Genomic DNA, 12,873 nt, shown 5'->3' with positions numbered 1-12,873 from the left:
CGCCGCCCCGCCCGCCGGGGCGCCCCCGCGCGCCGCGCCGCGGCCCCCGCCGGGCGCGCCACCCGCCGTCGCCCGCCCAGCAGGAGCGCCGCCCGCCGCGCGGCCGCCGGGCACGCCGCCGCCCGTCGTCGCCCGCCCCGGGACGAGCGCTCCCCCGCCCGCGGGCGCGCCTCCCCGCGCCGTGCCGCCCCCCGCCGCCCGGCCGCCGGCCGCGGCCCCCGCGCCGCGGATGCCCGCCGCGGCGCCGCCGGTGGCGCGCGCCCCCGCGCCGCTCGCCGCCCCGCCGCCCGCGGCCCAGGACGTGGACCTCGACTGGAGCGAGGTGGACTTCGCCGACGAGGCGCCGGCCGCGCCCGCCGCCCCGCCCGCCGTCGTCGCCGCGCCGCCTCCTCCGCCCGCCGCGCCGCCGAGCCCGCCCGCGCCGGTCGCCGCCGCGCCGCTCACGGAGCTCGACGAGCTCGACTTCGGCGAGCCCGCGCCGCCGACGTCGATGCCGGCGGCCATCGAGCTCCCCGACGGCGAGGCCGAGGAGCTGGAGCTCGCGCCGGCCGCGGACTTCATCCCGCCGCCCACCACCGGACACGCCCCCGAGCAGCCGGTGGTCCGCGCGCCCGTCGAGCTCCCGCCCGCCGCCCCCGCAGCCCCGGTCGCCGCGGCCGCGGAGGCCGCCTCCGACGAGGCGCTGCTCCGCGCGGTGCTCTCGCGCGCCTCGCGCGAGCTCATCGAGCGGATCGCCTGGGAGGTGGTGCCCGAGCTGGCGGAGACGATCATCCGCGAGCAGCTCGACCGCCTCGCCAAGGAGCGCCAGCGCTGAACCCCTCGCCGGGCCGCGCGCCTCACCCGCTCCGCCAGACCGGCGCGCCCCGCGAAGCTCACCTTCTGGAGACTGACGTGAAGAGCGAAGCCGCCGCCGAGACCCGCACCGAGCTCGCCAAGGGTTACGAGCACCGCGAGGTGGAGGCGCGCTGGTACCCGGTGTGGAGGGCGCGCGGCTACTTCCACGCGGACGAGACCGACGGCAGCCGGCCGCCCTTCTCCATCGTCCTGCCGCCGCCCAACGTGACCGGGTCCTTGCACCTCGGCCACGCGCTCACCGCCACGCTGCAGGACGTGCTCTGCCGCTGGAAGCGGATGAGCGGCTTCAACGTCCTCTGGCTCCCCGGCACCGACCACGCCGGCATCGCCACGCAGATGATCGTGGAGAAGGAGCTGCAGAAGACCGAGCAGAAGAGCCGCCACGACCTGGGCCGGGCCGAGTTCCTGAAGCGCGTCTGGACCTGGAAGGAGAAGTACGGCTCGCGCATCGGGGAGCAGCACGCCGCCCTGGGCGCCTCGCTCGACTGGGAGCGCGAGCGCTTCACGATGGACGAGGGGCTGTCGCGGGCGGTGCGCGAGGTGTTCGTGCGCCTGTACGAGGAGGGCCTCGTCTACCGCGAGCAGAAGCTCATCAACTGGTGCCCGGACTGCCGCACCGCGCTCTCCGATCTCGAGGTCACCTACGAGGAGGGCCACGCGGGCGAGCTGTGGAGCTTCGCCTACCCGCTCTCCGACGGCTCGGGCGAGATCGTGGTCGCGACCACCCGGCCCGAGACGATGCTGGGCGACACCGCGGTGGCGGTCCACCCCGACGACGAGCGTTACCGCGCGCTCATCGGCAAGAAGGTGGTCCACCCGCTGGTCGACCGCGAGATCCCGATCGTCGGCGACGCCATCCTGGTCGACCCCAAGTTCGGGACCGGCGCCGTCAAGGTCACGCCGGCGCACGACTTCAACGACTTCGAGGTGGGGCAGCGCCACGGCCTCGAGCTACTCACCGTGATCGGCCTCGACGGCAAGATGAACGCCGAGGCGGGGCCGGTGGCCGGACTCGATCGCTTCGCCGCCCGCAAGAAGGTGAAGGAGCTCCTGGCCGAGAAGGGGCTCGACCGCGGGACGAAGCCGCACGTGCTGCCGCTCGGCCGCTGCCAGCGCTCCGAGACCGTGCTCGAGCCGCTGCTCTCGCAGCAGTGGTTCGTCCGGATCGAGCCGCTCGCGAAGCCCGCCATCGCGGCGGTGGAGGAGGGGAAGACCCGCTTCGTCCCCGAGGCGTGGACCAACACGTACATGGCGTGGATGCGCAACATCCACGACTGGTGCATCAGCCGCCAGCTCTGGTGGGGCCACCAGATCCCGGCCTGGTACTGCCCGGACGGCCACGTCACCGTCGCCCGCGAGGCGCCCGCGCGGTGCGCGACCTGCCAGAAGCAGGAGCTGCGGCAGGACGAGGACGTCCTCGACACCTGGTTCAGCTCGGGCCTGTGGCCCTTCTCGACCATGGGCTGGCCGGACCAGACGGCCACGCTCCGCACCTTCTACCCGACCTCCGTCATGGAGACCGGGCACGACATCATCTTCTTCTGGGTGGCCCGGATGATGATGATGGGCCTGCACTTCATGGGCGAGGTGCCCTTCCGCGACGTGTACCTGCATCCCATGGTGCGCGACGAGAAGGGCCAAAAGATGTCGAAGACGAAGGGGAACGTGATCGACCCCCTCGTCATCACCGAGCAGTACGGCGCCGACGCGCTGCGCTTCACGCTGGCGGCGCTCACCGCGCAGGGCCGCGACATCAAGCTCGCCAAGGAGCGCATCGAGGGCTACCGCGCCTTCGCCAACAAGCTCTGGAACGCGACGCGCTTCGCGCTCATGAACCTGGGCGGGTTCACGGTGGGCGAGGAGGACGTCCGCGCCGCCGCGCGCACGCCGGCCGACCGCTGGATCCTGGCGCGGCTGCAGCGGGCGGTGAACGAGACGGTGCAGGCGCTGGAGAGCTTCCGCTTCAACGACGCCGCCGGGGCGGTCTACCAGTTCGTGTGGCACGAGCTGTGCGACTGGTACATCGAGCTCTCGAAGGAGGCGCTCTACGGAGAGGACCCGGCGCAGAAGCGCGCGGCGCAGGCGGTCCTCACCCACTGCCTCGAGACCTCGCTGCGGCTCCTCCACCCGTTCATGCCGTTCATCACCGAGGAGCTGTGGCAGACGCTCCAGGCGCAGGTGGGCGGCCGGTGGGGCGCCTCGATCATGATCGCCCGCTACCCCGAGCCGGGCCCGGTGGACGAGGCGGCGGAGCGCGGCTTCGGGCCGGTGCTCGGCGTGGTCGAGGCGGTGCGCAACGTGCGCGGCGAGATGAACATCCCGTTCAAGGTCGCGCTGCGCGAGGTCCAGGTGGGCGCGCTCGCGCCGGAGGCGCTCGCCACCGTCCGCGAGGAGCAGGCCCGCGTGCTGCGCCTCGGCAACCTCGAGGGCCTGACGCTCTCGGCCCAGCCCACGCGCCGGGTCCCCGGCAGCGCGGTGGTGGTGGGGAGCGGCTTCGAGGTGCGCATCCCGCTCGCCGGGGCCGTGGACATGGCCGCCGAGCAGGCGCGCCTCGCCAAGGAGCTGACCCGGGTCGACGCCGATCTGGCGTCCCTGGAGAAGAAGCTGGCGAACCCGAGCTTCGTCGAGCGGGCGCCCAAGGACGTGGTGGAGAAGGACCGCGCGCGCGCGGAGGAGCTCAAGGAGAAGCGGCGGCGCCTCGAGGCGCACCGCGACATGCTGGCCGAAGCGGAGGGCACGACCATGACCGAGAACCCGAACCCGAATCCCACCGTGAACCCCAACCCCGAGCCGGCGCAGGCCCCTGCGCCGGTCACCGAGCCCGTCGGCGAGCCGGCCCCGGCCGTCGAGGCGAGCCCGGTCGAGACGCCGGCCGAGGCCGCCGCCGCCCCGGCGCCCGCGCCCGCCGCGCCTCGCGCGCCGGCGAAGAAGAAGCCGGCCGCCAAGGCCAAGGCGAAGCCCGCGGCCAAGGCGAAGGCGAAGCCGGCCAAGAAGGCGGCCAAGAAGGTCGCCAAGAAGGCCCCCGCCGCCCGGAAGGCCGCGAAGAAGCCGGCCAAGAAGGCCGCGAAGAAGGCTGCGCCGAAGAAGGCGGCCAAGGGCAAGGCCAAGGGCGCCCGCAAGGCGGCGCGCGGCCGGAGGTAGCACCGTGGCCCTCCTCCCAGCGCACGTCGAGCGGCTCGTCGAGCTGGCGCTGGAGGAGGACCTCTTCCTCGGCGACGCGACCAGCGACGCCACGCTCGATGCCCAGGCGACGGGCGAGGGGCGGTTCCTGGCCAAGGACGACCTCGTCCTGGCCGGGACCGCCGTCGCCGAGCGCGTCTTCGAGCGCCTCGGCGCCTCCTGCCGCTTCGACCGGCCGGACGGCGCCCGCGCCGCGAAGGGCGAATGGCTCGGGAGCGCGCGCGGTCCGCTGCGCGCGCTCCTCGCCGCCGAGCGCACCGCGCTCAACTTCCTGCAGCGCCTCTCCGGCGTGGCCACGCTCACCCGCACCTGCGCCGACGCGCTCGCCCGCGGCGGCGGCAAGACGCGGCTGCTCGACACCCGCAAGACCACCCCCGGCTGGCGCGCGCTGGAGAAGGCCGCGGTGCGGGCCGGCGGCGGCGTCAACCACCGCTTCGCGCTCGGCGACGGGGTGCTCATCAAGGACAACCACGTGGCCGCCTGCGGCGGGGTGGGGGAGGCGGTCCGCCGCGCCCGCGCCAGCGCCAGCGCGCTCCTGCGCGTCGAGGCGGAGGTCACCGATCTGGCCGGCCTCGAGGAGGCCATCGCGGCCGGCGCCGACATCGTGCTGCTCGACAACATGGACGACGCGGCGCTGGCGGAGGCGGTCCGCCTCGCGCGCGGGCGGGTGCTGCTCGAGGCGAGCGGCAACATGACGCTGGAGCGGCTGCCGCGGGTGGCCGCCACCGGCGTGGACTTCGTGTCGATGGGCGCGCTCACCCACAGCGCGCGCGCGGTGGACGTCTCGTTCGAGATCGCGCCCTCGTGACCGCCATGCCCGAGCCCGTCCGCGCCGGCAGCGAGGAGCTGGTGCTGGCCTTCCTGGCGGAGGCGGGCGACGACTACGTGTCGGGCGAGGCGATCAGCGACAAGCTCGGGCTGTCGCGGGCGGCGGTCTGGAAGCACGTGCGCGCCCTGCGCGCGCAGGGCTATCGCATCGAGGCCGCCCCGGCCCGCGGCTACCGCCTGCGCGAGATCCCCGACCGGCTCGGCGAGCTCGAGCTGCGGCCGCTGCTCAACACCCACGACGTCGGGCAGACGCTGCACTGGTACGAGGAGGTCGGCTCGACCAACGACGTCGCCAAGGGGCTCGCCGAGGAGGGCGCGCTGCACGGCGAGGTGGTGGTGGCCGAGCGCCAGACCGCCGGCCGCGGCCGGCGCGGGCGCAGCTGGAGCTCGCCGGCCCGGCGCAACGTCTACCTCTCCGCCGTGCTCCGCCCCGACCTCCCCCCGGCGCGCGCCCCGGAGCTGACGCTGCTGGCGTCGGTGGCGGTGTGCCAGGCGGTGCGGCAGGCGGGGGTGGCGGCGGCCGGCATCAAGTGGCCGAACGACGTGCTCGCCTCGGGCCGCAAGCTGGCCGGCGTCCTGACCGAGATGGCGGCCGAGGTGGAGCGGGTGCAGTGGGTGGTGATCGGCATCGGCGTCAACGTGAACGCCGCCGCGGCCGACTTCCCGGAGGAGCTGCGCGGCGTCGCGACGAGCCTCCTCCTGGAGCGCGGCGCGCCGGTGCCGCGGGCGCTCTTCGCGGCGGCCGTGCTCACCGCCCTCGAGGAGTGGCTCGACCGGCACGCCGACGAGGGCTTCGGGCCGGTCCGCGCCGCGTGGAGGGAAATGTCGGACACGCTCGGCCGCGAGGTGCGCATCCGCGGCGGCGCCGCCGAGCTCACCGGTGTCGCGGAGGACATCGACGAGGCCGGGGCGCTGCTGGTGCGCACGGCGACGGGCCTGGAGCGGGTGGTGGCGGGCGACGTCGAGCTGCTCCGGCCCGCCTAGCGCCCTCGCCCGCCGGGCGGGCTTCGTTGACCCTGGGGATGCCCACGGCTACGCTCTCGCCGTGCTGCTCGCGGTCGACGTCGGGAACACCAACACGGTGCTGGGGGCCTTCGAGGGGAAGGCCCTGCGCCGGCACTGGCGCGTCGAGACGAGCCACCGCCGCACCGCCGACGAGTACGGCATCCAGGTGCGCCAGCTCTTCGCCGCCGACGGCCTCGATCCGGACGCGGTCGACGCGCTGGCCGTCTCGAGCGTCGTCCCGCCGCTCGCCTCGACCCTCACCCGCATGAGCGAGCGGTACTTCGGCGTGAAGCCGCTCTTCGTGGGCCCGGGCGTCAAGACCGGCATGCCGATCCTGTACGAGGACCCGCGCGAGGTCGGGGCCGACCGGATCGTGAACGCGGTGGCGGCCTGGGATCGCTGGGCGTGCGGGATGGTGGTGGTGGACTTCGGGACCGCCACCACCTTCGACGCGGTCTCGCAGCGGGGCGAGTACCTGGGCGGGGCCATCTGCCCGGGGATCGGCATCTCCATGGACGCCCTCTTCGAGCACGCCTCGAAGCTGCCGGAGGTCGAGTTCATCCGGCCGGCGCACGTCATCGGCAAGAACACCGTCGCCTCCATGCAGAGCGGGCTCGTCTACGGCTACGTCGGGCTGGTCGACGGGATCTGCGCCCGCATGGCCGACGAGCTGGGCTTCTCGCCGCGGGTGGTCGCCACCGGCGGGCTGGCGCCGCTCATCGCGGGCGTCTCCCGCACCATCGCGGAGGTCGACGAGCACCTGACGCTGAGCGGCCTGCGCCTCATCCACGAGCGGAATCGATGACCGACGGAGCGCGGACGGGGCGGGAGCGCGTGGCGCCGCCCGAGGCGACGGCGACCTTCGAGGAGGGCCTCGCCCGCTACCGCGAGGGCGACGCGGCGGCGGCGCACGCGCTGTTCGAGCGCTCGCACCGGCGCGCGCCGTTCGAGGCGCGCTTCATGTCCTGGTACGGCCTCACGCTGGTGCTGGTGGAGCGGAACTCGAACCTGGGCATCCTCTACTGCGATCAGGCGCTGCGCGTCGCCGGGCCGGAGCCCGAGCTGCTCCTCAACCAGGCGCGGGCGCACCTCGCGCTCGGCCAGCGCGACCGCGCGGTGCGGTCGATCGCGCGCGGGCTGGCCGCCGCGCCCCTCGACCCGTCGCTCCAGTCGGCGCAGGCGTGCATGGGCTGGCGCCGCCGGCCGGTGCTCCCCTTCCTCGGCCGCGGCAACGTCGTGAACCGCTGGCTGGGCCGGCTGCGGCACCGCTGGGCGCGCAAGCTGCACCCCGTGCCCGAGGTGCCGCCGATGATGCTGGGGCTCCTGCCCCCGGGCGCGCCGGCCGCCCTGCCGGCCCCGGCCGAGCCGCCGGGGGAGGGGTGATGGCGGACGCCCCGACGCTGGAGGCCCTCCCCAAGCCGCTGCAGAAGCACGCCGACCCCAAGGCGCCGCTGCCGCTGCGCATGATGGGCGCGAAGGGCCTCGTGCCGATGACGGCCCCGGCCGACCTCGCCACGCTGCTCTACCTGCTCGCCTCCGACGCCGAGGAGGCGGTGCGCGCCACCGCCGCCAAGACCGCCGAGGGGCTGCCGGACAAGCTCTACGGCGTGGCGCTGCGCTCCGACGCCCTCGCCGGCGAGGTCCTCGACTGGCTGGCCGACCGGCTCGCCGCGAAGGACGCTGCGCTCGAGCTCGTCCTCCTCAACCCGGCCACGAAGGACGAGACCGTGGCGCGCCTCGCGCCCGCCGTCTCCCAGCCGCTGGCCGAGATCATCCGGCAGAACGAGCTCCGCCTGCTCCGCTGCGACGACATCGTCCGCGGGCTGTGCAAGAACCCGAACGCGCTCGCCTCGACGGTGGACGGCGCCTGCGAGTTCTGCGTCCGCAACGGGCTCACGCTCCTCGACGTGCCGCAGCTCGTGGCGGCGCACCTGCGCGTCCACGGGGTGGACCCGACCGCGGCGCCGCCAGCGGAGGACACCGCCCAGGAGCTCATGCGCGACTACTCCGCCGAGCTGGTGGAGGAGACGCAGCCGGTGACGCAAGCGGAGACCCCGGTCGAGCAGCAGAAGAAGCTCAACATGACGCAGCGGGTGCTGCGCATGTCGGTCTCCGACAAGATCAAGCTCGCCACCCTGGGCAACAAGGAGGCGCGCACGCTCCTCCTGCGCGACTCCAACAAGCTCGTCTGCATGGCGGCGGTGACGAGCCCGCGCATCACCGACGGCGAGATCATGACCATCGCCACCTCGCGCACGGTGAACACGGACGTGCTCCGGCACATCTACACCGCGCGCGAGTACCTCAAGGTCTACGCCATCAAGATGGCGCTGGTGAAGAACCCCAAGGTCCCGCTGCCCACCGCGCTCAAGTTCCTCTACACGCTGCAGGAGAAGGACATCAAGGAGCTGGCGCGGGACCGCAACGTGCCGCAGACGATCCAGTCCCAGGCGAAGGCCTGGATGATGAAGAAGGAGGCCGCGTCCAAGGGGACGGCCTCCGACAAGCACTGAGCGCGCGATGGGAGCCCCCGCCGCGGCGGCCCCGGTGCGGATGGCCCGGGCCCTCTGGATCTCGGCCGCGACCATGGCGTCGCGGGTGCTCGGGCTCGTCCGCGATCAGCTCTTCGCGGCTCTGGTGGGCGCGAACGTCTTCTCGGACGCCTACATCGCGGCCTTCCGGATCCCGAACCTCCTGCGGGACCTGTTCGCCGAGGGGGCGCTCTCGGCCGCCTTCGTCCCCACCTTCGCCGACTACCAGCGCAACCGCGGGCAGGGCGAGGCGTTCCGCCTGGCGAACCTGGTCCTGGGCCTCATCGTGGTGGTGGTGGGCGCGCTCACGCTGGTGGGCGTGCTGCTCGCGCCGCAGGTGGTGGCGCTGGTGGCCCCCGGCTTCTCGGAGCAGTGGGAGCTCACCGTCCTCCTCACCCGCATCATGATGCCGTTCCTCCTGCTCGTCTCGCTGTCGGCGGCGGTGATGGGCATGCTCAACGCGCAGTCGCGCTTCACCGCGCCGGCGATCGCCCCCGCCCTCTTCAACGTGGGGTCGATCGCGGTCGGCCTGGGGCTCTGGGCGGCCGGGGCGGGGCCGGTGAAGGCGGTGGTGGGCTGGTCGGCCGGCACGCTCCTCGGCGGGCTCCTGCAGCTGCTCGCGCAGTGGCCGAGCCTGCGCGCCACCGGGTTCCGGTTCCGGCCTCGGCTCGCCGGCGCGCGCCGCGAGCCGGGCGTCCGCCGCATCGGCCGGCTCATGGCGGCGGCGGTGGTCGGGCTCTCCGCGACCCAGGTCAACATCGTCGTGAACACCATCTTCGCCTCGCACCAGCGCGGGGCGGTGAGCTGGCTCAACTTCGCCTTCCGCCTGATGCAGTTCCCGCTCGGCGTCTTCGGCGTCGCCATCGCCACCGTCGCCGGGGCGGGGGTGGCGCAGAAGGCGGCGGCCCGCGACCTGCCGGCCGTGAAGGACACCCTCGGCTCGGCGCTGCGGATGGTCGCCTTCCTCAACGTCCCGTCGGCGGTCGGGCTCATGGTGCTCGCCGAGCCGATCATCGCCCTCATCTACCAGCACGGGCGCTTCGGGGCGGCCGACACCGCCGCCACCGCGCAGGCGCTGCTCTTCTACGCCATCGGCCTCTACGCGTACTCCGGGGTGAAGGTCTTCGCGCCCGCGTTCTACGCGCTCGACGAGGCGCGCGTCCCGGTGCTGGGGAGCTTCCTCGGGATGGCCGCCAACGTGGCGCTCAACGTGACGCTCTACCCGGTCCTCGGCTTCCGGGGGGTGGCGCTGGGGACGTCGCTCGCCGCGACGGTGAACTTCGCCGTCCTGGTGGTGGCCTGGCGCCGGCGGCACGGCGGGCTCGGGGGGGCGGGGATCGGTCCCCAGCTCGCGCGCGTCCTCCTGGCGTCCGCGGCGCTGGCCGGCACCGCCTGGGGCGCGCACGCCTGGCTGGCGGGCGCGCTGCGCTGGCACGGCCTCGCGCGCCAGCTCGCGCTGGCGTTCGTCCCCATCGCCGCCGCGGCCGCGGTGTATCTCGTCGCGGCGCGGCTCCTCGGGGTGCGAGAGCTCTCCGACTTCGCCGGGGCGGTGCGCCGCCGCCGCGGGCGCCCGCCCGTTCGCGCGTGACCAGAGGGGCCCGCCCAGCGCGTGAGCCCCGGTAGCGGGCTTCTCCTCGCGAGACCCTCGCGCCTAGCTTTCCACGGTCGCGCTTTCGCGAGCGGGAGGCAGGATGGCCATGAACGGGAGCAGGGACGTGACCGAGGGCGCGCGGGAGACGATGCGCCAGGTCCAGGACAGGGTGAGCGACGGGATGGAGGGCCTGCGCGGCTACGCCGACACGGCGGACAGCGCCATCCGCGACTTCGCGCGCGAGCGGCCGATGATGGCCATCGCCTGCGCGGTGGGGCTCGGCTTTCTCATCGGGCGGCTCGCCTCGCGGGCCTGAGAGGAGCGCACATGGCGGCGGAAGGCTTGGGCGCGATGGATCCGCAGCAGATCGCGGAGGCGGTCTCGGCGGTGAAGGACCAGGTGCTGGAGGCCGTGCAGCAGGCGAGCGAGCGCCTGGAGGTCGAGCGGCGGATGCGCGAGAACCCCTGGCTCGTGCTCGGCGTCGCGGCCGGCGCGGGGTTCCTGCTGGGCGGCGGGCTCTGGCCCGCGCTGCGGCCGGTGGTGAAGGCGGCGACCCGGACCGCGCTCTCCCCCTCGAACCTGGTCGCGGTGATCGCGGCCCTCGGCGCGTTCAAGGCGGCGCAGGGCGCCGCGAGCGAGGTGGAGAACGAGCAGGAGCCCACGCCGACCGCGCACTGAACCCCGAGCTGGGGTCCATTCCCGGACGCACGGTCCGGGGTGGGGCGCGCCGTCGCACACCCAAGGGGCCGCACGCTCCGTCTTGCCGCACCCCCGGTCCTTCCGGCACCATCGAGGCTGCGAGGGCAGGCCGATGACGCAGGTGACGCGCACCCCGACGGGGGCGGTGCTGGTCCAGGTGGAGGGTACCTTCGACGCGGTGGCCGCGCGCGAGGTGCGCGCGCGGCTGCGCGCGCTCCCGCCGGACGCGCAGGTGGTGGTCGACTTCGGGAGGGTCCGCGAGTTCCTGGACGTCGGGGTGGCGTTCATGGCCCCGTGGTTCCTGGAAGCTCACGCGCAGCCGGTGGCCGTCCGCGGTCTGCGGCAGCACCAGCGCCGGCTGTTCCGGTACTTCGGCGTGGACCTCGACGGGCTCCGCGCCGCGGTCCTCGACTCCGAAGCGGCGCGCTGAGCGCGCGGGCCCGCGGGAGCCGCGGCGAGCTACTCCCGCCTGGGCTGGACCTCGGCGGAGGCGGCCGGCGCGGCGGCCGAGCGCTCCTCGAGGAGCTGCTGAGCGATCGCGAGGGCCTTGCGCGCCTTCTCGCGGATCTTCTCGTCGCCCTTGATCTTCTGGTACGCCTTCACGACGCGCTCCTCGTGCTTGCCGATCTGCGCCTCCAACTCGGCGACACGGCGCTCGCGCTCCGCCAGCGACCGCTCGATGCCAGCGCGGGCCGAGGCGGCCGTGCCATGGGCCTCGGCCAGCTCGGCGCGGACCGCCTCCAGCTCCGGCTGCAGGGTCGCGAGGGCGCTCTCGTGCTCGGCCGCGCGCGCCTGGGCCTCGCGCAGCTCCCGCGCCAGCTCCTCGGCGCGCTCGCGCGCCTGGTCCGCTTCCCCGCTGGTGCGCGCCGCCTCCTGCCGGGCGGCCTCGGCCTCGCGCTGCAGCTCCGCGAGCTGCTTCTCGGCCGCCTGGGCCCGCGCCTCGGCCGCGCGCCCCGACTCCTCGGCCTGCGCGGCGCGCTGCTCCGCCTCGCGGGCGCTCGACTCCAGCGCGAGCCGGGCGGTCTCCTCGCGGGTGGCGCGGGTGGCGCTCTCCTGCGCCTGCTCCTGCGCCAGGTGCGCCTGCTCCTCGGCCGCCTCGCGCGCGGCGATCGCGGCCGCCGCCCAGTCCTGCTGCTCCTTCAGCGCGGCCTGGACCTCGGCCAGCTCGCGCTCGAGCGCGGCGATCCGCGCGTCCGACTGCGCCTGCGCCTGCGCCGCGGCGCGCGCGGCCTCGGCGGCGAGGGCAGGGGCGGGCGGCGCGGCCGGGGTGGGGGCCGGAGCGGCCGCGCGGGCCGGGCGAGCCGCGAGTGGCGGCGGGGGGGGCGGCGGCGGCTCCACCTCGAGCCCGGCGCGGCGCAGCAGGTCCTCGCCGCTCGGGGTCGTCGCGTCCTCGTCGGCGAGCAGCGCCTTGGGGTCCGGCAGCTCCGCCTCGAGCGGATCGTCGGCGCCGAGCGCGGCCAGCGCGGCGTCGGCCTCGTCGCCGAGCTGATCGACCTCGGGCGACGGCGTGGCCTCCGCGGCCAGCGGCGGCTCCACCTCGAGCGCCAGGGCGAGCTCGTCCGGGCCGGAGTCCACCGGCGCGGCCGGCGCGGCGGGCGCCGCCGGCGCGCCGTCGAGGGCCGTCATCGCGGTCGCGTCGTCGCTGGCGAGGCTGTTGAAGGCGTCGTCGAGCAGCCGGAGGTCGTCGTCCTCGGCCGGGGCCGGCGCGGGCGCCGCGTCGAGCTCCGCCGCCGCCGCGCCGAGGGACTCGAGCTCCTCGACGTCGTCGAGGGTGACGAGCTCGTCGGCGGACGCGGTGTCGGCGGGCAGCTCCACCAGCCCGGCGATGGTCTTCAAGAGCTCGGCCGGCGCGAAGGGCTTGATGAGGTAGTCGTCCGCGTGGGTCTTCAGCTTCCGGTGCTGGTCGAAGGTGTCGGTGGTCGCCTCGGCGCTGATGATGACGAGCGGGATCGTCCGGAGCGCGTCGTCCTTCTTGAGCTTGTTGCAGATCGAGTACCCCGACATCTTCGGGAGCTCGACGCACAGCACGATGAGGTCGGGCCGGTCCACTCGCGCCAGATCGAGACCCTCCTTGCCGTCGGCGGTGACGCGCGCCTGGAGCCCGCGCGCCTCGATGGCCGCGGACATCTCCTGCGCGAACGCGCCGTCGCTCTCGATGAGGAGGATCTTCTTGGCCATCTCAAT

The 12,873-nt window shown here is 74.9% G+C and carries 11 protein-coding genes and 1 pseudogene; 11 read left to right on the top strand and 1 reads right to left on the bottom strand.

Going from position 1 to position 12,873, the window contains the following annotated elements:
- The 11 genes and pseudogenes from HWY08_RS20360 to HWY08_RS20310 all read left to right on the top strand — a co-directional run.
- Positions 1-814 (top strand): annotated as a pseudogene (locus HWY08_RS20360) (response regulator); the annotation flags it as partial.
- Between the two features lie 77 nt (positions 815-891).
- The gene (locus HWY08_RS20355; protein WP_176068684.1) at positions 892-3,996 is read left to right on the top strand and encodes a valine--tRNA ligase; all 3,105 of its coding nucleotides are present in this window, start codon (positions 892-894) and stop codon (positions 3,994-3,996) included.
- 4 nt (positions 3,997-4,000) lie between these two features.
- Complete coding sequence (nadC, locus tag HWY08_RS20350; RefSeq protein ID WP_176068682.1) at positions 4,001-4,843, top strand: carboxylating nicotinate-nucleotide diphosphorylase; 843 nt, start codon at positions 4,001-4,003, stop codon at positions 4,841-4,843.
- A gap of 5 nt (positions 4,844-4,848) precedes the next feature.
- Complete coding sequence (locus HWY08_RS20345) at positions 4,849-5,847, top strand: biotin--[acetyl-CoA-carboxylase] ligase (protein ID WP_176068680.1); 999 nt, start codon at positions 4,849-4,851, stop codon at positions 5,845-5,847.
- Between the two features lie 61 nt (positions 5,848-5,908).
- The gene (locus HWY08_RS20340) at positions 5,909-6,673 is read left to right on the top strand and encodes a type III pantothenate kinase (protein ID WP_176068678.1); all 765 of its coding nucleotides are present in this window, start codon (positions 5,909-5,911) and stop codon (positions 6,671-6,673) included.
- Positions 6,670-7,251 carry a tetratricopeptide repeat protein gene (locus tag HWY08_RS20335; protein WP_176068676.1) on the top strand — a complete coding sequence of 194 codons (582 nt, stop codon included), beginning with the start codon at positions 6,670-6,672 and terminating at the stop codon, positions 7,249-7,251. The genes HWY08_RS20340 and HWY08_RS20335 overlap by 4 nt, the downstream gene beginning before the upstream one ends.
- On the top strand, positions 7,251-8,381 hold the full coding sequence (locus HWY08_RS20330; RefSeq protein ID WP_176068674.1) for a hypothetical protein: 1,131 nt from the start codon (positions 7,251-7,253) through the stop codon (positions 8,379-8,381). Before HWY08_RS20335 ends, HWY08_RS20330 begins: the two co-directional genes overlap by 1 nt.
- A 7-nt stretch (positions 8,382-8,388) precedes the next feature.
- Complete coding sequence (gene murJ / locus HWY08_RS20325) at positions 8,389-9,987, top strand: murein biosynthesis integral membrane protein MurJ (RefSeq protein WP_176068672.1); 1,599 nt, start codon at positions 8,389-8,391, stop codon at positions 9,985-9,987.
- A 109-nt stretch (positions 9,988-10,096) separates the two neighbouring features.
- Complete coding sequence (locus HWY08_RS20320; RefSeq protein ID WP_235969728.1) at positions 10,097-10,306, top strand: hypothetical protein; 210 nt, start codon at positions 10,097-10,099, stop codon at positions 10,304-10,306.
- Between the two features lie 11 nt (positions 10,307-10,317).
- The gene (locus tag HWY08_RS20315; protein ID WP_176068668.1) at positions 10,318-10,668 is read left to right on the top strand and encodes a hypothetical protein; all 351 of its coding nucleotides are present in this window, start codon (positions 10,318-10,320) and stop codon (positions 10,666-10,668) included.
- A 133-nt stretch (positions 10,669-10,801) separates the two neighbouring features.
- A complete protein-coding gene (locus tag HWY08_RS20310; protein WP_176068666.1) occupies positions 10,802-11,119 on the top strand; it encodes an STAS domain-containing protein in 318 nt (105 codons plus the stop codon).
- 29 nt (positions 11,120-11,148) lie between these two features.
- On the opposite strand, the gene HWY08_RS20305 is transcribed toward HWY08_RS20310, so the two are convergent.
- Positions 11,149-12,867, bottom strand: coding sequence for a response regulator (locus HWY08_RS20305; protein ID WP_176068664.1), 1,719 nt, complete (start codon positions 12,865-12,867; stop codon positions 11,149-11,151).
- Positions 12,868-12,873 lie beyond the last annotated feature (6 nt).

Origin of the sequence: Anaeromyxobacter diazotrophicus (genome assembly GCF_013340205.1) — a bacterium.
Taxonomy (GTDB): Bacteria; Myxococcota; Myxococcia; order Myxococcales; family Anaeromyxobacteraceae; genus Anaeromyxobacter_A; species Anaeromyxobacter_A diazotrophicus.
This window is presented reverse-complemented; position numbering and strand designations above follow the sequence as displayed.